This is a genomic window from Rathayibacter iranicus NCPPB 2253 = VKM Ac-1602, assembly GCF_003149025.1.
GTDB classification, from domain to species: Bacteria; Actinomycetota; Actinomycetes; order Actinomycetales; family Microbacteriaceae; genus Rathayibacter; species Rathayibacter iranicus.
The window spans coordinates 1-20,114 of the sequence record NZ_QGDV01000014.1 but is presented as its reverse complement, the minus strand read 5'-3'; the positions used below and the strand labels follow the sequence as shown (position 1 = coordinate 20,114).

Genomic DNA, 20,114 nt, shown 5'->3' with positions numbered 1-20,114 from the left:
GCGGGTGCGTGAGCCGCGGGCCGCGGCGCGTACGGTTGGCTGGGTGAGCATTCTTGACGACGCGCTCCTCGAGCGCTTCCGACTCCGCGCGGCCGACTACGACGAGCGCAACGCCTTCTGCGCTGAGGACCTGGACGAGCTGCGCGCGATCGGCTACCTCGCCCTGCTCGTCCCGGCTGATCTCGGCGGCGCGGGCCTCGGTCTGGAGCAGGCGGCGGCCGAGCAGACGCGGCTCGCGACCGCCGCACCCGCCACAGCGCTCGCTGTCAACATGCATCTCGTCTGGACGGCGATCGCCCGCATCCTGCTCGACCGCGGCGACGACTCCCTCCGCTCGGTGCTGACAGACGCCGCAGCCGGCCACGTCTTCGCGTTCGGCAACAGCGAGGCGGGCAACGATCTCGTCCTCTCGGACTCGCTGACGCAGGCGGAGCCGCTCGGGGACGGCGGCTACCGTTTCACCGGAACCAAGGTCTTCACCTCCCTCGCGCCAGCCTGGACGCGGCTCGGTGTCTTCGGCCGCGACGACACCGGCGTGGAGCCGCGGCTCGTGCACGGCTTCGTCGACCGGGAGGGCCCGGAGTCGCCGGTCGCCGGTCTCGACGTGCGCGACGACTGGGACACGCTCGGCATGCGGGCTACCCAGAGCCGCACGACCGTGCTCGACGGGGTCGTGGTGCCGGCCGAGCGGATGATCCGCTCACTGCCTGTCGGACCCACTGCCGACCCGTTCGTCTTCGCCGTCTTCGCGGCCTTCGAACTTTTGATCTCGTCGGTCTACCTCGGTGTCGCGCAGCGGGCGCTGGAATTGGCGGTCGCGTCGGTGCGGCGCCGGACATCCCTCCGCTCGGGCGGGCGCCCGCTCACCGAGGACCCCGACGTCCGCCACCGGGTGGCCGAGGTGGGCGTGCTGCTCGACGGGCTCGAGGCACCACTGCGCTCGGCGGCGGCCGACGTGGACGCGCTGGTCGACCGTGGCGCACGCTGGTTCCCCGCGCTCGTCGGAGTCAAGATCCGGACCACGGAAGGGGCACTGCGCGTCGTCGAAGGTGCCGTGCGGATAGCGGGCGGCTCGTCCTACGCCCGCCGATCGGAACTCGGCCGCCTGTACCGCGACGTACTCGCGGGGCAGTTCCACCCTTCTGATGAGTCCTCGGCGCACGGGGCCTGGGCGGCGCTCCTCCTCGGGCCGCTTCCTCCGCGCGGCTGAGCCTGTGGACAACGCCAGCGCGGCACAGGCGGTGGGCTCTAACCTCGGCGAATGATCCGCGGACCTCTTCTTGACCGGGCCGCCCTGGTCCTGGGCGCCCTGGCGCTGCTCATGATCGCGGCGCCGCGCCTCCGGGAGTCGCCGGGCCTGACAGCCGTGGCGCTGGTGAGCGTTCCGCTGGTGGTGGCGGATGTCCGCGGGAGGCGGCTCCCGAACGCGCTCACGCTGCCGCTGCTGGTGGCGGGCGTCGCGTTCGCGCCGACCGGAGGGACGCTGCTCGCCATCCTCGCGACCGTGCTGGGCTGTGGGACGCTGCACGCGGCCGGCGGGCTCGGGTTCGGCGACGTGAAACTTCAAGCAGCGCTCGCACCGCCGCTTGCCGCTCTCGGACCCGATCGGGTCGCGGCGGCGCCCACCCTCGCCTTCGTACTGGCGGGTTTGTGGGCGCTCGCCCTGCGCAGCCGCGACCGGATCGCCTTCGGGCCGTTCCAGCTCGCGGCGTTCTGGCTCATGCTCTGAGGGCCCCTCGCGCCGGACACGGGCCACCGGGGCTCAGCCGGGGTGCGTCATCGACATGACGTTCAGGGCGCTGTCGAGCTGCTCCTCCGTCACCTCGCCGCGCTCGACGAAGCCGAGATCGACGACCGATTCGCGCACGGTGATGCCCTTGGCGACCGAGTTCTTCGCGACCACGGCGGCAGCCTCATAGCCGATCACCTTGTTAAGCGGAGTGACGATGGAGGGCGACGACTCGGCGAGCGCGCGGGCGTGCGCGACGTCGGCTTCGAGGCCGTCGATCGTCTTGTCGGCGAGCAACACAGCCGAGTTCGAGAGCAGGCGAATCGATTCCAGCAGCGCCGTGCCCATCACCGGGATCGCGACGTTGAGCTCGAAGGCTCCGGAGGCGCCGGCCCAGGCGATCGTGGCGTCGTTGCCGATTACGCGCGCGCAGACCATCAGCACGGCCTCCGGGATCACCGGATTCACCTTGCCCGGCATGATCGAGGAGCCGGGCTGTAAATCGGGGATGCGCAGCTCGCCGAGGCCGGTATTCGGTCCCGAGCCCATCCAGCGCAGGTCGTTGTTGATCTTGGTCAGGCTCACCGCGAGCACCCGGAGCGCGCCGGAGGCCTCCACGAGCGAGTCGCGCGCACCCTGGGCCTCGAAGTGGTTGCGGGCCTCGGTGACGGGCAAGCCCGTCTCCTCCGCCAGGCGCGCGATGACTTTCTGCGGGAAGCCGGCCGGGGTGTTGATCCCGGTGCCCACGGCCGTGCCCCCAAGAGGGACCTCGGCGACCCGGGGGAGCGCCGAGTGCACACGCTCGATGCCGAGACGGATCTGCGCAGCGTATCCGCCGAACTCTTGCCCGAGGGTCACGGGCGTGGCGTCCATCAGATGGGTGCGGCCTGCCTTGACGACCTCGGCCCACTGCTCGGCCTTGACCTCGAGCGACTCGGCGAGCTGCTCGAGCGCGGGGATGAGTGACTCGATCAGCGCACCGGTGACGGCCACATGCACGGAGGTCGGGAAGACGTCGTTGGACGACTGCGAGGCGTTGACGTGGTCGTTCGGATGCACGGTGCGGCCGAGCGCGGTGGTGGCGAGCGAGCTCAGGACCTCGTTCATGTTCATGTTCGAGGAGGTGCCCGAGCCGGTCTGGTAGACGTCGATCGGGAAGTGCGCGTCGTAGCCGCCGCCGACGATGAGGTCGGCCGCGTCGGCGATCGCGGTGGCGATGTCGGAGTCGAGGACGCCCAGCTCGGCGTTCGCGAGCGCCGCGGCCTTCTTGATGCGGGCGAGGGCCGCGATCTGCGCCGGCTCGAGCCCGGCTCCCGAGATGGGAAAGTTCTCGACGGCCCGCTGCGTCTGGGCGGCATACAGGGCATCACGTGGGACTCGCACCTCGCCCATCGTGTCGTGCTCGATGCGGAAATCGCCGGAGTCGTCGGTCGGGGAGTGATCCACCACGCTGTGTTCGTCCTTATCTGATCGGTTGCTGCTGTCCTGCTGGGAGCCGCTCACGCGGCATCCGGTCCCTCTGCCGCAGAGGCTGCGGCAGAGGTGGATGAGCGAGAGCCGCGCTCCAGCTCAGAGACGTACGGGCTGAGCTCGGGAGGGTCGATACCGAGCACGATGTCGGACATCACGGTGCCGTCCGAGAGTCGGTAGTTAGCTCCGACCAGGGCGAGTTCGCCCGAGGCGACTGCGTCCGCGATGAGTGGCGAGCGCTGGAGCAACTCGGCGACGGTGTCGCGCAGGTGCTCGCGCCCGACGGCGAGCGCGTCGGTGACGGATGGGTCGATAAGTACGCGGCCGTCGGGCTGCGGGCCGACGTGGCGACGCACCGCCGGGATGATCGGCTCGATCAGGTGCTCGATGTGCGGCGGGAGGCGCTCGGCACCGGGCGCCTGCGACTGGATCGCCGCGCGGACGGCCCCGCACTCGTCGTGGCCGAGCACGAGCAGAACCTTCACGCCGAGCACGGCAACGCCGTACTCGAGTGAGCCGACGATCGAGTCCGCGATCACTTGACCGGCGTTGCGGACGACGAAGAGGTCGCCCAGCCCGAGGTCGAAGATGATCTCAGCCGCCAGGCGGGAATCACTGCAACCGAAGAGCGCAGCGAGCGGGGCCTGGGCGGCGGCAAGCTCGGCGCGGCGCTCCACGTCCTGGCGAGGGTGCCGCGGTTCGCCTGCGACGAATCGCTGGTTGCCGCGCAGCATCTCCTTCCAGACCCAGGCTGGTGGGCGCGATTCGCGGGGGACGTCGGTGCTCGTGTCGAGGTTCATCGGGACTCCTCCAGGCCGAGCTGCGGGGTGATGGCGTTGATGACCTCGCGGACCTCGTCCGTCGACGCCGTGCCGTAGACGAGGTAGGTGCTCGACCCCTCCGTCGTCTCGAGCGCGTAGGGAGTATTGCCGGTGTCGGCGCCGGAGTCGCGATGATCGTAGATCGTCCACTCGTGTCCGTCGATCTGTTCGACCCCGGTTGCAGCCCGGCGGTCGAGTTGCGCCGACACCCAGGACGCGTCGGCGTCGAGGCCCTGGCTGATCCCGACGTATCCGGCCCGTGGAGTGAGCAGCCCCACGTACCAGTAGTCGGTGCCGCCGTCGCGCCGGAGTTCGGCCGCATTCGATTTCCAGCCCTCCGGCAGGGACGGGACAGCCAGGGTCTGCGGTTCGCCGAGCTGCACCTGGGCGGCGACTCGCGGGATGTCGACCGAGACGGGGTTGACGGTGTCCCCTCGGGGAACGAGCAGCACGATGAGCGCGACGGCGCCGACCGTCGCGAGTAGGGAGAAAACGAGGTTATTGACCGTCTTGCGCTGGCGGTACAGGCGCGAGTTCTCGGCCTTGCGAGCTGCCATCTCCTCCGGCGTCTCGGGGCGGCCGAGTTCGGCGACGATTCGCGCGGGCTTGCTGCGGTTCATCCGGCGCTCGTTTCTGGCGAGCGCGCCGCGTCGAGCCGGGCACGCGCGCCAATCAGCCACTCCTCACAGCGGGCGGCGAGAGCCTCGCCGCGTTCCCACAGTGCGAGGGAGCGCTCGAGGGTGGAGTTGCCCTGCTCGAGTTCGGAGACGACACGGACCAGCTCGTCACGCGCCTGCTCGTACGAAAATCCCGAGACGTCGGAGTCGGTCGCCGGGGCATCGGGGGAGTCGGGCATAGGTGTGATCCTATCGATCGGGGCTGGGGGAGAGGCGGCGTGACGAGTTCAGGAGCGGCCCGCCGGATCGCCGGTCGGGCCCTCCGAGCGGGCGCCGACGGCTCCCTCGGCCAGCGTGAGGACGAGCGCGTCGCCTAGTGGTGCGTCTCCGGGTGCCCGCACGACGTGGCCGGCTGCATTCTGCACGATCGCGTACCCGCGGTCGAGCGTGTGCTGCGGCGAGAGGGCGCGCAGGTGCCCATGAAGGCGCTCGACCTCGAGGTGCGCGCGCTCAAGGCGGCGTTCGACGAGTTCGGCACCGCGGGCGACCCAGCGGGTCAGTTCTTCGGAGTGGCGCTCGACCAGCACGCGGGGCTGCGCGAGCACGGGCCGCGAGCGCAGCTGCGAGAGCCGGTCGATCTCGTGCGAGACGAGTCCGCTGACTCGGCCGGTCATTCGCAGACGCGCCTGCTGCACGCGCAGCAGCTCGTCGGAGACGTCAGGGACCACACGCTTGGCGGCGTCGGTGGGGGTGGAAGCGCGCAGATCGGCGACCTCGTCGAGCAGTGGGCGGTCGGCCTCGTGACCGATCGCGCTGACGACCGGAGTGGTACAGGCCGAGACCGCGCGCACAAGCGTCTCGTCGCTGAAGCCGAGAAGGTTCTGGAAGTCGCCACCGCCACGGGCGATCACGATGACGTCGATGCTCTCGTCGGCGTCCAGAGCCCGCAGTGCCGAGAGCACCTCGGGCACCGTCCGGTCGCCCTGTACGGCGGAGTGCACGACGCGGAAACGCACCGCGGGCCAGCGGAGTTGAGCGTTACGCAGGACGTCTTTCTCGGCGTCGGAGTCCTTGCCGGTGATCAGGCCCACTCCGTGCGGAAGGAACGGCAGTGGCTTCTTGCGGGACGGCTCGAACAGGCCTTCCGATGCGAGTTGCTGTCGCAGACGCTCGAGCTTCTCGAGCAGGTCGCCAAGACCGACGTGCCGCATCTCGAACACCTGCATCGAGAGCGTCCCGCCCCTGAGCCAATAGTTCGGCTTGACCAGCGCGATCACGCGGTCACCCTGCGCGAGATCGGTCGGGAGGCGCCCGCGCACCGACGACCAGATGGTGAAGCCGACCGTCGCGTCGCCCGAGAGGTCCTTCAGCTTGCCGTAGACGTTGCCGCCCGAGACGCCCCACTGGGTAATCTCGCCCTCGACCCACGCAGTGCCAAGCCGCTCGATCCAGCCCTTGATCTTGCTCGCGAGCAGTCCGACCGGCCACGGGGCGTCGGCGGTGGGTGGGGCGTCGGTCATCGCTGCCTTTGCTTGCGGGACGGGGAACGGGAGTGCTTTCCTGTGCCGACCACGGTACGGGATGCCTCCGACACTGCGACGGCCGGGCACGGAATGCAGCACGTAGAATCAGGGGGTGAGCCACGTCCCGATCAGCCTGCCCATGCCGCGCATGCCCCGCGCCTCCGGGCGTCTGCGCGATCTCCCTGTTAGTGGTCAGAAGCGCGTGCTTCTTGCCGCCCCGCGCGGATACTGCGCAGGAGTCGACCGAGCGGTCATCGCGGTCGAGAAGGCGATCGAGCACTACGGCGCCCCCGTCTACGTCCGCAAGCAGATCGTGCACAACGTGCACGTCGTGTCGACGCTGGAAAGCCAGGGCGCGATCTTTGTGGACGAGGTAGACGAGGTTCCCGAGGGCTCGCACATCGTCTTTAGTGCCCACGGCGTCTCGCCGGCCGTCGTGCAGGGCGCGGCCGACCGCAATCTTCAGGCGATCGACGCGACCTGCCCGCTGGTCACCAAGGTGCATCGCGAGGCCGTCCGTTTCGCCCGCGACGATTTCGAGATCCTCCTGATCGGCCACGAGGGACACGAGGAGGTCGAGGGCACTGCTGGGGAGGCGCCCGACCACGTCACACTCGTGGGCAGCCCCGACGACGTGCCGAACATCGTGGTGAAGGACCCGGACAAGGTCGTCTGGCTCTCGCAGACCACCCTCTCGGTGGACGAGACGATGGAGACGGTGCGCCGCCTCCGCGAGCGCTTCCCTCACCTGCAGGACCCGCCGAGCGACGACATCTGCTACGCCACGCAGAACCGCCAGGTCGCGATCAAGAGGGTCGCCGCGGGTGCCGAGCTGGTCATCGTCGTCGGTTCCGCCAACTCTTCCAACTCGGTGCGTCTCGTCGAGGTCGCGCTCGAATACGGCGCGAAGGCGGCCTACCGGGTCGACTATGCGAGCGAGATCAAGCAGGAGTGGCTCGACGGCATCAGCACCGTCGGCGTCACCAGCGGTGCCTCGGTGCCCGAGGTACTGGTGCAGGAGGTCCTCGACGACCTGGCCGCCGCTGGCTACGGCGAGGTCGAGGAGGTCAAGACGGCCGAGGAGGACCTGATGTTCTCGCTCCCCAAGGAGTTGCGTAAGGATGTCGCGGGCAAGCGCGACGCGCGCGGGGTCGGCGGGCGGATCAGCGCGGGCGCCGGCGCCTAGCGCGCCGCATCCCGCAGCGTCCGAAGACCGGTGTCGAACAACTCCAAAGCGCGGCGCGTCCGCGATTCGTTCCGCGCCAGAGCCAGCTCGCGCTTCACGATCAGGGTTCGACCCCAGCGATCGGGAGCGGAATCGGCGACGGCACCGGGCAGGCCAGAGGTCTGCTGGGTGCCGACGAAGAGGCTGAGCTGTGGGTCCAGCGCGGAGGAGCGCGGTCGATCTCGACGTGGACCTCGAGTGAGTCGCGCGCAGTCATCGGACGCGCTGTCGCACGAGGAGGTCAGCGCGCGCGACCCACGTCGGTCTTCAAGGGATCAAGTGCTTCGGTGAGGGTGCTGAGGACGCGGAGAGCCCGGGCGACGCGGAGGACGACGTGGAAACCGACGCTCGGGTCGCCGTGCTCTACCTTCCGGAGGGTCACTCGGGTGACGCCCGCGCGGTCCGCGACCTGCTCGGCGGTCAGCCCGAGGATCTTCCGCCACCCGGCGAGGCTGGCGCCGATCTCGATCGCTGAGGTGCGTACAGCGGCGGGAAGGTCTGCGGTCATGGCGGCGCTCCTGTTCGGCGCCCTCTAGTCTCCGCTAACGCGTCCTCTAATATCCACTACGCCTAATTAGGGTCACTGTGATGTCCTTATCCGGCATCGCGAGTTCAGTAGTCGGTGAAGCAGGTGGCGGCGACAGGTGGCGATCCACTGGTGTTCAGCGGGTCAGGTGGCCGTGCCAGCTTGCGAGGACGACATCCGTGTGACGTACTCGGCGAAGGTCGGGTCGCCAAGGATCGCGATCGCCGCGACGATCAACGAGAGCAGGACCGTCGCGGCGATGCCGAGGATCGGCACGAGCACCGCGCGCTTGCCCGCACGCAGGCGCCGGATCGAGATCCACACCGCGAACGCGACGATCAACGACTGCGCGAGCGCCACGACGACCCCGAGGATCCTTGCGAGCTCGGGCGAGGCATAGTTGCCGATGCCCTGCGTCCGATACAACTCCTGCAGCGTCACGGCGAAACTCGACGGATCGAGGAGTGCCGGCACGGCGAAGAAGACGCCAAGCGCGAGCAGCACGATGGTGAGCAGTCGGTCGACGGGATGCGCGACCACGGGCTTGGCCGGAGCCGACGCGGGTCGCCGGTCGGTCCCTGATCCGCGGGGATCGGGCACCACCACGGCGTCCTCCGGGGGTCGCCACGACCAGCCGGGCGGCGCGTACTCGCCGTACTGCGGCTCCGGACGCCCTGCGCCCGGCTGATCGTGTGCGTTCGTCACGGAGAGGAGCCCTACTTCCCGGAGTTGCCGGCCGAGCCGAGCTGACGGGTCGCCTCGGCGACGCGCGCGGCCATGGCGGTCTCGGCGATCTTGCCCCACGCGCGCGGGTCGTAAACCTTTTTGTTACCGACCTCGCCGTCGACCTTGAGGAAGCCGTCGTAGTTTTTCAACACAGTGTCGGCAATGGAGCGGCTGAATGCGTACTGCGTGTCGGTGTCGATGTTCATCTTCACGACGCCGTTGCGGACCGCCTCCGCGATCTCCTCATCGGTCGAGCCGGAGCCTCCGTGGAAGACGAGATCGAGCGGGAGGGCATCGGTGCCGTACTTCTGCTGGAGGCCGTCCTGGATCTCGCGAAGCAGTTCAGGGCGCAGACGGACGTTGCCCGGCTTGTAGACCCCGTGGACGTTGCCAAAGGTGAGCGCGGCCATGTAGCGGCCCTGCTCGCCGAAGCCGAGTGCCTCGACGGTCGCGATCGCGTCGTCGAGCGTGGTGTAGAGGTGCTCGTTGATGTCGTGCGAGACGCCGTCCTCCTCGCCGCCGACGACACCGATCTCGACCTCGAGGATGGCGTTGATGTTCTTGACGCGGGGGAGGATCTCCTTCGCGATGGCCAGGTTCTCATCGAGCGGGACCGCGGATCCGTCCCACATGTGCGACTGGAACAGCGGCTCGCGGCCTGCCTTGACCTCCTCCTCGGAGGCGGCGATCAGCGGGTAAACGAAGCCGTCGAGCGCGTTCTGCGGGCAGTGGTCGGTGTGCAGCGCGACCGTGACCGGGTAGTTCTTGGCGACCTCGGTCGCGAACTTCGCAAAGGCGATGGCGCCTGCGGCGCGGTTCTTGACGGTGTGGCCGGCGAAGTAGTCGGCGCCGCCGGTCGTGACCTGGATGATGCCGTCCGAACCCGACTCAGTGAGGCCCTGCAAAACAGCGTTGACCGTCTGCGAGGAAGAGACGTTGAACGCCGGATAGGCGAATCCGCCGGTCTTCGCCTTGTCGAGCATTTCTGCGTATTGGTCCGGGGTAGCGACGGGCATGGCATCTCCTTTGACGGATGAACGGGAGGGGTCGGGCAAGGCCCGCGACCCGGTCGAGTCTAGCGAGGAGGCCCTGCGGTGGCCCTCCTGTCGTGGAGGGCCGCTGGGCTAGGCTTCGAGCGGGATGGGGATCCGCACCGCGGGTCCTGCGACGACGTGCACGAACTCGACGACGAAGGACTCCGCTCAGTGACCGACAACGATTCAGTGATCGACAACGATTCGATGAGGGACAGCGACTCGCTCTACCTCCACCCCGATCGCAACCTCGGCATGGAACTCGTCCGCGCCACCGAGGCTGCCGCGATCCGCGCCGTGCCGTTCATCGGCAAGGGCGACAAGAACGCCGCCGACGGGGCCGCCGTCGACGCGATGCGTACCTTCCTCGGCACCGTCAACTTCGACGGCGTCGTCGTGATTGGTGAGGGAGAGAAGGACAACGCGCCCATGCTCTTCAACGGCGAGCACGTCGGCAACGGTTCGGGGCCAGCCGCAGACATTGCGGTCGACCCGATCGACGGCACGTCACTCACGGCTGCCGGGCGCCAGAATGCGCTGTCGATGATTGCGGTGGCCGATCGCGGCGCAATGTTCGATCCGTCCGCTGTCTTTTATATGGAGAAAATCGTCACCGGGCCCGAGGGCGTCGGCATCATCGACATCGAGCGACCGATCGGCGAGAACATCCGTGCGCTGGCCCGCGCCAAGCGCAAGCCGGTCGACGAGATGCGAGTCGCGGTGCTCGACCGCCCGCGCCACGCGAAGCTCATCGAGGACATCCGTGCGGCGGGTGCAGGGACCCGGCTGCTTCTCGACGGCGACGTTGCTGGCGGTATCAACGCCGCACGGCACGACTCCCGACTCGACATGTGCGTTGGCACGGGAGGGACGCCGGAGGGGATCATCACAGCGTGTGCTATCCGTGCGCTCGGCGGCGTGATCCAGGGGATCCTCCGTCCCAAAGACGACGACGAGCGTCAGCGGGCGATTGCCGCAGGGCACGACCTCGACCGCGTGCTCCACGCGAACGATCTGGTCCGGAGCGACAACACGTACTTCGTGGCGACGGGGGTCACCAACGGCGGGCTCGTGAAGGGCGTGCGCAAGGAGGGACACGTCATCACGACGGAGTCGATCGTCTTGCGCTCGCGCTCGGGCACCATCCGCCGTGTCACAGCCCAGCACCTCGCGGAAAAGTGGGTCTAGAACTGTCGTGACGCTCGGCCTGGTCGAAGAGTTCGGACCCTTCACGCGGACTGTGTGACCAGCAGGAACCCGCCGGTCGAGAGGCCTGAGGGCGGCGTACGGGAGCCGGCGATTAGGCACTTCGCTCGTCCTCTGACCCGCGCAACTCAACCGCGGTCAGGCGACGCGGCGACGCGGTGACGCCTCCGATCGGTGCGATCACCCGCGACTCATCGAGGGACTCGAATTGGCGCGCCGTGACCAGGACCCGGCTCTCGAGCGAGCCAGCGAAGGCGTTGTAGGAGTCGACCGTCTTCTCGAGCGAGCGGCGCAGCCCCTCGGCGTGATCGGCGAGAGTGCCCAGCCGGGCGTAGAGCGTCTTGCCGAGATCGAGCAGGCGCTTCGCGTCGTCCGTCAAGACGTCCTGCTGCCAGGTGTAGGCGACGGTCTTGAGCACCGACCAGAGGGTGACGGGCGAGGCGAGTGCCACCCTCTTGCCGAACGCGTACTCGAGGAGGCTCGGATCGGCGTCGAGCGCGCTCGCGAGCAGTGGTTCGCTGGGCACGAAAGCGATGACGAACTCGGGGCTGGCCGGCAGGCCCGTCCAGTAGGAGCGGGCTGCAAGCGCGTCGATGTGACCGCGGAGGGCGCGGACGTGCGCGCGCAGGAGCCCGGCGCGGCGCGCTTCCTCCTCGCCGCCTGCGCCCGCCGGGATCGCGCTCGCCTCGAGGTAGGCATCGAACGGGACCTTCGCGTCGACCGCGATCGCCTTGCCGCCCGGCAGACGCACCACCATGTCGGCGCGGCCGCGACCCGCCTCGCCTTCGAGGCTGAACTGCACGTCGAAATCGACCCGCTGAACCAGCCCGGCAGCCTCCACCACGTTGCGCAGCTGCGTCTCGCCCCACGCGCCGCGGCTCGTATTCGAGCGCAGTGCGGAGGCGAGCGTCTCGGTCGTCGACCGCAACTGCTCACCCGCGGCTCGCTGGCCCTCGAGCTGCTCGGTGATCGCGCCGAACTGCGCTGCGCGCTCGCGTTCGAGGCGACCCACCGCCTCCTGCATTCCGCGCAGGCTCTCGGCGACGGGGGAGAGGGTCTGCAGGATGCGCGCGTCGTGGCGCTCCCGCTCCGCCACCGCGCGTAGTTGCTCCTGTAGCTCACGGATCTGGTCGCGGGCGGAGCCGAGGTGCTCGCGGTGCTGCTCTGCGACGGCCTCGTGCCGCTCCTCGAGCCCGTCGGCCCGTGCTCGGGCAGTAGCAAGTTCGAGGGCGAGGGCAGCATCGGGAGTGCGTGACCGGGCAAGCAGGATCGACACGACGGCGGCGACAAGCGCGCCGACCAGCAGGCCGACGACAAAAGAGAGTTCCATGCCGCTGATGAGATCATGTACCTCCGACATCGGCGGCCCGTTGCGCCACGTCCTCTAAAAGGGGGACACGAGAGAGGGTCGGCGGCGGTTAGGCTTCGCAACCATGGGGAATCACCACAGCTCATCGCGTCTGCTCACGGCGGCGCTCGCACTGGCCGTTGGGCTGGGCACCGCACTTGTTCCGCTCGGTTCCGCCTCGGCGGCCGAGGATGCACCGACGCCATCGTCCGTCTCAGTCGAGACGGGCGCTCTCGACCCGTCGCTCGACCATGCCGACCTCGGCGTGCCGGATCAGGGTACGCAGGCATACGACCCGGACGAGACCCGCAGCTTCCGTGCCGGTTTCATCATCAGCGACGCCAACTTCTTTGACGGCGACGCGTTAAGCGCTACGCAGGTGCAGTCACTCCTGGACGACAAGGGCAGCCGGTGCACGACGGGCGGTGGTGCGCCGTGTCTGAAGGACTTCGCGCAGGCCACTCCGTCGAAGGCCGCCGACGCCATGTGCGGCGCCTACTCGGGCTCAGGCCGCGAGTCGGCCGCCTCGATCTTTACTCGCGTCGGGGCAGCCTGCGGCATCAATCCGCTCGCCCTCGTGGTGCTGGTGCAGAAGGAGCGCAGTCTCGTCACCGATGCGACTCCGACCCCCGAGGACTACGCCAAGGCCACCGGGTACAACTGCCCCGACACCGCCGCATGCGACCCCGGCTCCGCGGGTTTCTTCACCCAGGTCTACAGCGCCGCCCGCCAGTTCAAGCGCTACGCCAACCCGCCGGGATCCGGCTCGAACTTCACCGCGTTCACACCCGGAACGACGCCGAACATCCTGTACTACCCGAACGCGGCGTGCGGATCCTCTCCCGTGACGATCCGCAACCAGGCCACGGCCGATCTTTACTACTACACGCCGTATCAGCCCAACGATTACGCGCTCACGGGCAGTGGGAATTCGAACTGCGCGACCTACGGCAATATCAATTTCTGGTACCTCTTCAGCGACTGGAACCCGGCGGGGACGCTCGCGAACGCCGGCATCGCGCCGGCCGGCCGCATCGACGCCCCGCGCATCTCGGGGAGCACGCTGACCGCGTCGGGCTGGGCCGTTGACCCGACCACGCAGCAAGCCGCGCTCTCTACCACGGTCACTGTGACGGCGCCAGACGGCTCGAAGACGGTCCGCACCCAGAGCGCCAACTCCGATCGCGGCGATATTCCGGGCGAGTTCGCGGTCGCCGGCCGGGCGCACGGCTTCACCGCCACAGCGCCCATTTCGGCGCCCGGCACCTATCAGGTGTGCGTCAGTGCCGCTTCCGTCGAGTGGAACCGCTGGGTCGGCTCGGGCGACTCTCGCGGTCCGGGGTCGAAGGAGTTGGGCTGCTCGAGCGTCAGCACCTCTGCCGGTGTCGATGTCACTCGGCTGGCTGGCGCCGACCGCCAGGGCACGGCCGTCGAGATCTCGAAGGCGGTCTTCGGCGCCAACGTCCCGGTCGTGTATATCGCGACCGGCGCGAACTTCCCTGATGCTCTGAGCGCCGCGCCGGCCGCGGCCAAGCAGGGCGGTCCGTTGCTGCTCGTCGACCGCGACTCGATGTCGCAGCCGGTCCGTGATGAACTCGCCCGCCTCAAGCCTGGGAAGATCGTCGTCGTCGGCTCGGCACTCAGCGTCGGCGATAGCCTCCTGAACGAGCTCACAGGCTATGCGCCGGCGGTCGAGCGGATCGGCGGGAAGGACCGCTACGACACGTCGAAGCGGATCATCCAGTACGCCTTCTCCGGCGGATCCTCGCGCGCCTGGCTCGCCACGGGCGAGAAGTTCCCGGATGCGCTCGGTGCCAGCGCTGCGGCAGGCTCGGCCGACGCTCCGGTGATCCTCGTCAATGGCACCGGAACCTCCGCCGATGCAGTGACCCGCGGGATCGTCTCGGGTCTCAAGGTGCAGACACTGACTGTTGCAGGCAACGCGCTCTCGGTCAGCGACGGTATTGTCTCCTCTCTTGGCGTCCCGACCGTGAAGCGGATCGGCGGTGTGGATCGCTATGACACGTCGGAGCAGCTCAACCGCGCGGCGTTCACGAGCGCGAAGACAGTGTTCTTGGCTACCGGAGAGAACTTCCCGGACGCCCTGGCCGGAGCCACGGCCGCCGGTTATGCGAACAGTCCTCTGTTCGCCGTGCCGCCGACCTGTGTGCCGCGGGCGGTGCTGACCGATATCGCCAAGTCGGGAGCGAAGCGAGTCGTCCTGCTGGGCGGTCCGACCACCCTCTCGGAGGATGTTGCGCGCCTCACCCCCTGCGGCTGATCGCCCGCGGGTCGCACCACTGGCGGGGAGGGATGACTCCGACCGCACCGTCCCCGACCGGCGCCCGACGCCGGCGGGGAGGGGCGCTCGTGATCGCGGCGCTGATGTCTCTCCTGGTCGGAGGAGCGGCTGACTCGACCCGGCACGCCGCTGCACCAGGGGAGTCGCAGACGGTGCGCATGTGGACGTTCCTGCAACCCGGGCCCGTCGCCACCGACTTCGACCCAGGCGACATCGTCTCGGACGAGGTCTTCTTCGACGCCGACGCGCTCGGACCTCTGACCGTGCAGGCGTTCCTCAACGCCCGGGTGCCCGTGTGTCAGGGCGGGGCCGTGCCGTGCTTGCGCGACTACTCCGAGGACACCGCCGCGATCATGGGCGACGAGCAGTGCGATGGGGTGCCCGCAGGGCGGCAGCGCTCGGCAGCCGAGATCATCAGCACGGTCGCGGGTGCGTGCGGCGTGAATCCGGCTGTGCTGCTCGTGCTGCTGCAAAAGGAGCAGTCTTTGGTCACGGATCCAGCGCCGAGCGAACGGCAATTCCGCAGCGCCACCGGTTATGGCTGCCCGGACACGGCCGACTGCGACAGCGGTTTGTATGGATTCGCGGCTCAGGTCTATGGAGCGGCCTGGCAATTCCAGCGTTACCGCAGCCCCGAGAGCAGCTTCGACTGGTACCCAGTGGGCGAGACGCGCGACATCCGCTACTCGCCCGGCCAGGGTTGCGGTACGGCGCCGGTGACCATAGCGAACGCCGCCACGGCAGGGCTCTACTACTACACGCCGTACCAGCCGAATGCAGCGGCCCTCGCGAATCTGTACGGGGAGGGCGACGCGTGCTCGGCCTTGGGCAATCGCAACTTCTGGCGGATCTTCAGTATCTGGTTCGGCGATCCGCGCGCTTAGGCCGCAACGGTGGCCTTCGGTCGCAAGCGCTTCAGTGAGACACCGGCGAACTCGCCCAGCTCGGCCATGCTCGCCGCTCCGTGGCGCCGGGCGGCGTGCATCACGATCGCCGCGCACGCCTCCGCATCGCCCGACGCGTCGTGGTGGCGGAAGTCCTCGAAGCCCGCAGCCATCGCCACGGCGGGCAGGCGGTAGGACTCGAGCTCGTAGGTCTTTCGGGCGAGCTGGAGCGAGCAGAGATAGTCGTACTCGGGGTGTTCGAGGGCGGTCGCGGCGCACGCTGCCCGGATGACTCCCATGTCGAAGCCCGCGTTGTGTGCGACGAAGACGTCATCACCCGCGAAGGCGACGAGGTCGGCGAACTGGTCGACCCAGGACGCGGCGGCGCGCACATCGTGCTTGCGGATGCCGTGGATGCGCGTGTTCCATTCGAGGAAGTCGTCGAAGCCGAGCGGGGGCCGGATCAGCCAGCCGGCCCGGTCGACGACGCGGCCGTCGCGAACTTTCACGAGCCCGACCGAGCAGGCGGAGGCTCCGTGTGAGTTGGCGGTCTCGAAGTCGATGGCGGTGAAGTCGATGGGCACGCTCTAGCGTCTCACGCACCTCGGACGCCACCCGCCTCGGCGCGCGGTCACCGCCCTGGCCCTCCGCGGCCACGCCGTAGGATGGATGCCCGTGGCTCTCACTATCGCAATCGTCGGTCTCCCCAACGTCGGTAAGTCGACGCTCTTCAACGCGCTGACCAAGAACACGGTCCTCGCGGCGAACTACCCGTTCGCGACCATCGAGCCCAACGTCGGAGTCGTGAACCTGCCCGACCCCCGCCTGGAGGTGCTCGCCGGGATCTTCGGCTCCGAGCGCATCCTCCCGGCCCCCGTCTCTTTTGTCGATATCGCCGGCATCGTGCGCGGCGCGTCCGAGGGCGAGGGCTTGGGCAATAAGTTCCTTGCGAATATTCGCGAGGCCGATGCGATCGCGCAGGTCATCCGCGGCTTTGAGGATTCGGACGTCGTGCACGTTGACGGCCGGGTCGACGCCGCGAGTGACATGGAGACCATCAACACTGAGCTGATCCTCGCCGATTTGCAGACTCTCGAGAAGGCCGAGACTCGCTATGAGAAGGAGCTGAAGGGTCGCAAGATCGAGCCGATCGTGGTCGAGACCGCGAAGAAGGCGCGTGCGTTCCTCGACGCAGGTCAGCCGCTGTCCGCCTCCTCGCTCGATCTCGAGCCGATCCGCGAGCTGGGGCTGCTGACGGCGAAGCCCTTTATCTACGTGTTCAACGTGGACGAGGCCGTGCTGACGGACGAGACGCGCAAGGCCGAGCTTTCGGCGCTCGTGGCGCCCGCGCAGGCGATCTTCCTCGACGCGAAGATCGAGTCGGAACTGATCGACCTGGACGAGGCGGACGCCGCGGAGATGCTGGAGTCGACGGGGCAGACGGAGTCAGGCCTGAACCAGCTCGCGCGGATCGGCTTCGACACGCTGGGATTGCAGACCTACCTGACGGCTGGGCCGAAGGAGACGCGCGCGTGGACCATCGGGAAGGGCTGGACGGCTCCTCAGGCCGCGGGGGTCATCCACACGGACTTCCAGAAGGGCTTCATCAAGGCGGAGGTCATTTCATTCGAGGACCTGGTGACGACGGGGTCGATCGCGGAGGCGCGGGCGAAGGGGAAGGCGCGGATCGAGGGGAAGGACTACGTGATGCAGGACGGGGACGTGGTGGAGTTTCGTCACGGAGGAACGTCTGGCAGCGGGAACAAGTGACGAAGCACTTCCGCCTGGTGATGCTTGTACGAGGCCGGGACGCCTGACCGATGGCCAACGAGCGAATCACCGAAGACCTGGTGGAGGGCCGCCTTCGCGAGCTGGGCTACTACGACGATCCGGACGAGATCGTCGTTGAGAAGCAGCAGTCGGTCGTCCAGGAGATCCGAAAAGGCCTCTCTAGAGCGTCGAAGACCGGCAAGGGCAAGGCCGCCGGTTATCCCGAGTTCATCATCACAGCGCCTGGCACACCGGACATGGTGGTGCTGATCGAGTGCAAAGCTGATGTCAAGCAGCTCGATGCCAAGGATCCCGTGAAGGCCTTCGACGACTCGGATCTGATAATCCAGCGCGTCATGGTCGATGCCCGTGATTGCGTCTCCGAGGTCGACCGGATGGTCCCCGCTGGCTAGAGAGCAGACTATCGCCAGCACGCGCCGTTCGCCGCCGCTCAGGTGTCCGCATTCGGACAGGGCCATCTCCGCGTCGAACCAGAACCCGCCGACCGTGTTGCGGCGGATCCAGGGGCCGCTGAGGAGTTGCCCCCGGTTGAACCGGATCAGCAGCTCGATGGCGGCTTCGAGAGCGAGGTCGCCGCTGGCCCAGTTGCGGAGGACGTCGGCGCTCATCACGCGCCTGCCCTGTCGAGCTCAGCGCCCACCAGGCCAGCGAGGATAGTGTCGTCGCAGATTGGCGTGATCCGCCCATCCGGACCGGACTGGCATGCGGTGCTGAACCGTTTCCTCCACGTACCCGTTCGCCCTGGTGAGAGTGACGAGGCGTGGGACGCGCGTTGGACTGCGCTTGACGATGATTTTCGGTCTCGCGCCCAGGCGTATGAGCGCCTGCCGCTCGCTGACTGGCCCGACGCGCTCTGGGCCGAGCTCAAGGCATCCTGGGAGGCGATCTTCGACCCGGTGGCGTGGCGAGAAGACGTGCCACTTCAGGCGACGATGCGCGAGATCCGGGCCGCCGATGTCGTCCGCGCCGTGCGGGTTCAGTAGGGCGGTTGGTCTATGGTAATCGCGCTTATCAGGGCATGGAGAATACCTGCCGTCGCGTGACGAGATCCGCGAGGGGTGCTTAGACTGCAGCGTCGGCAGCGCAGCGGTGCGCGGTTCTATCGCTCGAACGACGAGACCGGAGGCGTGGACATCGTCCGCGTTCTGCATCAGCGGATGGACCGAGGGTGAAATCCATAGCGTCTATCAAGTCGACACACCCACGCATCTATCAGCGCCCGATCTCCTGAAACGTCTGCACAACCCCAAAAAACTGATACTCGATCCGAAGTCCGACGAACGCTGCTGACTCGATCCCGGACGAGGACGTCATTGTGACCGGGAGCTGAGTTTCCGCTTCGAGGTCCAACCAGGGTGCGCTCCCTGCGCGGACATCGATCTGGGATACATACGCATGCTCATAGCGCGTCCCTTCGACGTCTCGTCGCCCTTGTGCGCTCAGGGCCATCAAAGGGAGGACCACTGCGTCGATGGTACCGAGGTGCGGCTGCCTGCTCTTCCCTTGTTCATCCTGAGACCACCCCGTCAAATAGACCACGCGTGCCAACCACTCCGTGTCCGAGCCACGGATGGAACCTGACAACAGCTACAGGTTGTGATGAACGCTCCGGTAGCCTGAGGTGCCCCATTGTTTCTGGACCACCGCGCAATTGGTATGATTGCCGCGTTGACCGAAAGGATGATCGGGATGTCAAGTTCCCGTGGGAAGTATTCTCCGGAGTTCCGCGCCGAGGCCGTGCGTGAAGTCATAGATAAGTCGCGCCCTGTCGCCGATGTCGCTCGAGACCTCGGACTTGTTCCGCAGACTCTCACGAATTGGGTGGCTGCGTATCGCCGTTCGAATGGTGAGGGTGAAGAAGAGCTGACCGTACAAGACCGGGCGCGGATCAAAGAGCTTGAGCGTCGGATCCGGGAACTCGAGGCGGAGAACCTTTTCCTGGGAAAAGCGTCCGCGTTCTTCGCGAAGAAGTTGCACTGAGCACCAAGCTCGAGCTTATTCAACACGAAGAACGCGAACCCCGCCAATCGGCGTCGATCCGTGAAATGTGCCAGATCGTCGGCGTGAACCGGTCAAGTTATTACGAATGGCGTGATCGGAAGACCTCGGCAACCGCTCAATGGCGCACCGATATCACAAAGCTTATTCGCAAAGCATTTACCGATTCGGACGGGACCTACGGCTACCGCCGCGTCAGCGCCCAGCTGGCGCGGTGGGGTCGGCCTGTCGCCGACGAGACCGTCCGCAGGCTCATGCGCGCCGCGGGCCTGGAGCCTTGCCAGCCCAAGCCCTGGCGTCCGACGACAACGATCCCGGGCGACCCGGCCGATATCCCCGATCTCGTCAAGCGGAACTTCACGGCCGAACAGCCCGGATGCAAGTGGGTCGGCGATATCACATATATCCGCACCTGGGAGGGATGGGTCTACCTCGCAACCGTTCTCGACTGCTATTCGAAGAAAGTCGTCGGGTACGCCCTCGCGGACCACATGCGGACCGAACTCGTTACAGAAGCCCTCGAGATGGCCGCACGAAATCAACCTTATCGCGTCAGCACAACCATCTTCCACAGCGACCGAGGATCCGTATACACCTCAGCGGAATTTGGGAAAACCGCCAAACGGCTCGACATCAGGCAATCAATGGGTCGCACCGGCGTCTGCTGGGACAACGCGTGGGCCGAATCGTTCAACGGGACATTGAAGAACGAGCGATGCAATCGAACGCAGTATCCAACGAAGGAAAAAGCCACACGAGATGTAGCGCGATACATCGAATTGCAGTACAATCAGAAACGACTTCACTCCGGACTCGACTACCGAACACCAAACGAAGCCGAACAGGCATGGCTCACCCGAGATCTTGCCGCATAGACAACTATTTACCCGGTCCAGAAAACGTAAGGCAGCTCA

General features: G+C 67.5%; 21 protein-coding genes. 9 read left to right on the top strand and 12 right to left on the bottom strand.

The features are described from left to right. Positions 1–43 precede the first annotated feature (43 nt). A complete protein-coding gene (locus tag B0H03_RS12860; RefSeq protein ID WP_241560417.1) occupies positions 44–1,210 on the top strand; it encodes an acyl-CoA dehydrogenase family protein in 1,167 nt (388 codons plus the stop codon). A gap of 51 nt (positions 1,211–1,261) precedes the next feature. After that, entirely contained in the window at positions 1,262–1,729 is a 468-nt protein-coding gene (locus tag B0H03_RS12855) for a prepilin peptidase (RefSeq protein WP_104354312.1), read from the top strand. Between the two features lie 33 nt (positions 1,730–1,762). Here B0H03_RS12855 and B0H03_RS12850 read toward each other — a convergent pair whose 3' ends face one another. Genes B0H03_RS12850 through xseA form a run of 5 tightly spaced genes read right to left on the bottom strand, consistent with a single transcriptional unit; the run spans position 1,763 to position 6,157 of the window. Further along, positions 1,763–3,178: a class II fumarate hydratase gene (locus B0H03_RS12850; protein ID WP_104264266.1), complete on the bottom strand. Its 1,416-nt coding sequence runs from the start codon at positions 3,176–3,178 to the stop codon at positions 1,763–1,765. A 50-nt stretch (positions 3,179–3,228) separates the two neighbouring features. Further along, positions 3,229–3,999 carry a carbonic anhydrase gene (locus B0H03_RS12845; protein ID WP_202130168.1) on the bottom strand — a complete coding sequence of 257 codons (771 nt, stop codon included), beginning with the start codon at positions 3,997–3,999 and terminating at the stop codon, positions 3,229–3,231. Then, a complete protein-coding gene (locus B0H03_RS12840) occupies positions 3,996–4,640 on the bottom strand; it encodes a DUF4245 domain-containing protein (RefSeq protein ID WP_104264267.1) in 645 nt (214 codons plus the stop codon). Before B0H03_RS12840 ends, B0H03_RS12845 begins: the two co-directional genes overlap by 4 nt. Next, positions 4,637–4,876: an exodeoxyribonuclease VII small subunit gene (locus B0H03_RS12835; protein ID WP_104264268.1), complete on the bottom strand. Its 240-nt coding sequence runs from the start codon at positions 4,874–4,876 to the stop codon at positions 4,637–4,639. Before B0H03_RS12835 ends, B0H03_RS12840 begins: the two co-directional genes overlap by 4 nt. A gap of 48 nt (positions 4,877–4,924) precedes the next feature. Beyond that, entirely contained in the window at positions 4,925–6,157 is a 1,233-nt protein-coding gene (gene xseA / locus B0H03_RS12830; RefSeq protein WP_104264269.1) for an exodeoxyribonuclease VII large subunit, read from the bottom strand. Positions 6,158–6,299: 142 nt separating this feature from the next. On the opposite strand from xseA, the gene B0H03_RS12825 reads away from it, so the two are divergent. Continuing rightward, positions 6,300–7,346, top strand: a complete 1,047-nt coding sequence (locus B0H03_RS12825; RefSeq protein WP_104264288.1) for a 4-hydroxy-3-methylbut-2-enyl diphosphate reductase — start codon at positions 6,300–6,302, stop codon at positions 7,344–7,346. A gap of 280 nt (positions 7,347–7,626) precedes the next feature. Here the strand turns inward: B0H03_RS12825 and B0H03_RS12820 are convergent, their stop codons facing one another. The 3 genes from B0H03_RS12820 to fbaA all read right to left on the bottom strand — a co-directional run bounded on the left by B0H03_RS12820 (position 7,627) and on the right by fbaA (position 9,653). Next, complete coding sequence (locus tag B0H03_RS12820) at positions 7,627–7,893, bottom strand: helix-turn-helix domain-containing protein (RefSeq protein WP_104264270.1); 267 nt, start codon at positions 7,891–7,893, stop codon at positions 7,627–7,629. Positions 7,894–8,055: 162 nt separating this feature from the next. Then, complete coding sequence (locus B0H03_RS12815) at positions 8,056–8,616, bottom strand: DUF6264 family protein (RefSeq protein WP_104264271.1); 561 nt, start codon at positions 8,614–8,616, stop codon at positions 8,056–8,058. Between the two features lie 11 nt (positions 8,617–8,627). Then, on the bottom strand, positions 8,628–9,653 hold the full coding sequence (fbaA, locus tag B0H03_RS12810) for a class II fructose-bisphosphate aldolase (protein ID WP_104264272.1): 1,026 nt from the start codon (positions 9,651–9,653) through the stop codon (positions 8,628–8,630). Positions 9,654–9,878: 225 nt separating this feature from the next. On the opposite strand from fbaA, the gene glpX reads away from it, so the two are divergent. Further along, complete coding sequence (gene glpX / locus B0H03_RS12805) at positions 9,879–10,859, top strand: class II fructose-bisphosphatase (RefSeq protein ID WP_104264289.1); 981 nt, start codon at positions 9,879–9,881, stop codon at positions 10,857–10,859. A 112-nt stretch (positions 10,860–10,971) separates the two neighbouring features. Here the strand turns inward: glpX and B0H03_RS12800 are convergent, their stop codons facing one another. Next, complete coding sequence (locus B0H03_RS12800; RefSeq protein WP_202130169.1) at positions 10,972–12,207, bottom strand: DNA recombination protein RmuC; 1,236 nt, start codon at positions 12,205–12,207, stop codon at positions 10,972–10,974. A 103-nt stretch (positions 12,208–12,310) separates the two neighbouring features. On the opposite strand from B0H03_RS12800, the gene B0H03_RS12795 reads away from it, so the two are divergent. Together B0H03_RS12795 and B0H03_RS12790 are read left to right on the top strand one after the other, a co-directional pair. Further along, on the top strand, positions 12,311–14,506 hold the full coding sequence (locus B0H03_RS12795) for a cell wall-binding repeat-containing protein (RefSeq protein ID WP_104354310.1): 2,196 nt from the start codon (positions 12,311–12,313) through the stop codon (positions 14,504–14,506). 32 nt (positions 14,507–14,538) lie between these two features. Continuing rightward, positions 14,539–15,411, top strand: a complete 873-nt coding sequence (locus tag B0H03_RS12790) for a hemagglutinin (RefSeq protein WP_127843936.1) — start codon at positions 14,539–14,541, stop codon at positions 15,409–15,411. Here B0H03_RS12790 and B0H03_RS12785 read toward each other — a convergent pair. Continuing rightward, positions 15,408–15,995: a 3'-5' exonuclease gene (locus B0H03_RS12785; protein WP_104264276.1), complete on the bottom strand. Its 588-nt coding sequence runs from the start codon at positions 15,993–15,995 to the stop codon at positions 15,408–15,410. The genes B0H03_RS12790 and B0H03_RS12785 overlap by 4 nt on opposite strands. A gap of 91 nt (positions 15,996–16,086) precedes the next feature. Here B0H03_RS12785 and ychF point away from each other — a divergent pair, with 91 nt between their 5' ends. Further along, complete coding sequence (ychF, locus tag B0H03_RS12780) at positions 16,087–17,181, top strand: redox-regulated ATPase YchF (RefSeq protein ID WP_104264277.1); 1,095 nt, start codon at positions 16,087–16,089, stop codon at positions 17,179–17,181. Here the strand turns inward: ychF and B0H03_RS16670 are convergent. Continuing rightward, entirely contained in the window at positions 17,148–17,810 is a 663-nt protein-coding gene (locus B0H03_RS16670) for a hypothetical protein (protein ID WP_160487364.1), read from the bottom strand. The genes ychF and B0H03_RS16670 overlap by 34 nt on opposite strands. A gap of 48 nt (positions 17,811–17,858) precedes the next feature. On the opposite strand from B0H03_RS16670, the gene B0H03_RS12770 reads away from it, so the two are divergent. After that, complete coding sequence (locus B0H03_RS12770; protein ID WP_104264278.1) at positions 17,859–18,185, top strand: hypothetical protein; 327 nt, start codon at positions 17,859–17,861, stop codon at positions 18,183–18,185. Between the two features lie 229 nt (positions 18,186–18,414). On the opposite strand, the gene B0H03_RS17515 is transcribed toward B0H03_RS12770, so the two are convergent. Further along, on the bottom strand, positions 18,415–18,750 hold the full coding sequence (locus B0H03_RS17515; protein ID WP_419956915.1) for an AvrD family protein: 336 nt from the start codon (positions 18,748–18,750) through the stop codon (positions 18,415–18,417). Between the two features lie 141 nt (positions 18,751–18,891). On the opposite strand from B0H03_RS17515, the gene B0H03_RS12760 reads away from it, so the two are divergent. After that, a protein-coding gene (locus tag B0H03_RS12760) for an IS3 family transposase (RefSeq protein ID WP_104266489.1) occupies positions 18,892–20,075 on the top strand; the annotation gives its coding sequence in 2 pieces (ribosomal slippage) (positions 18,892–19,144 and positions 19,144–20,075; 1,185 coding nt in all). The last annotated feature ends 39 nt before the right edge of the window (positions 20,076–20,114 follow it).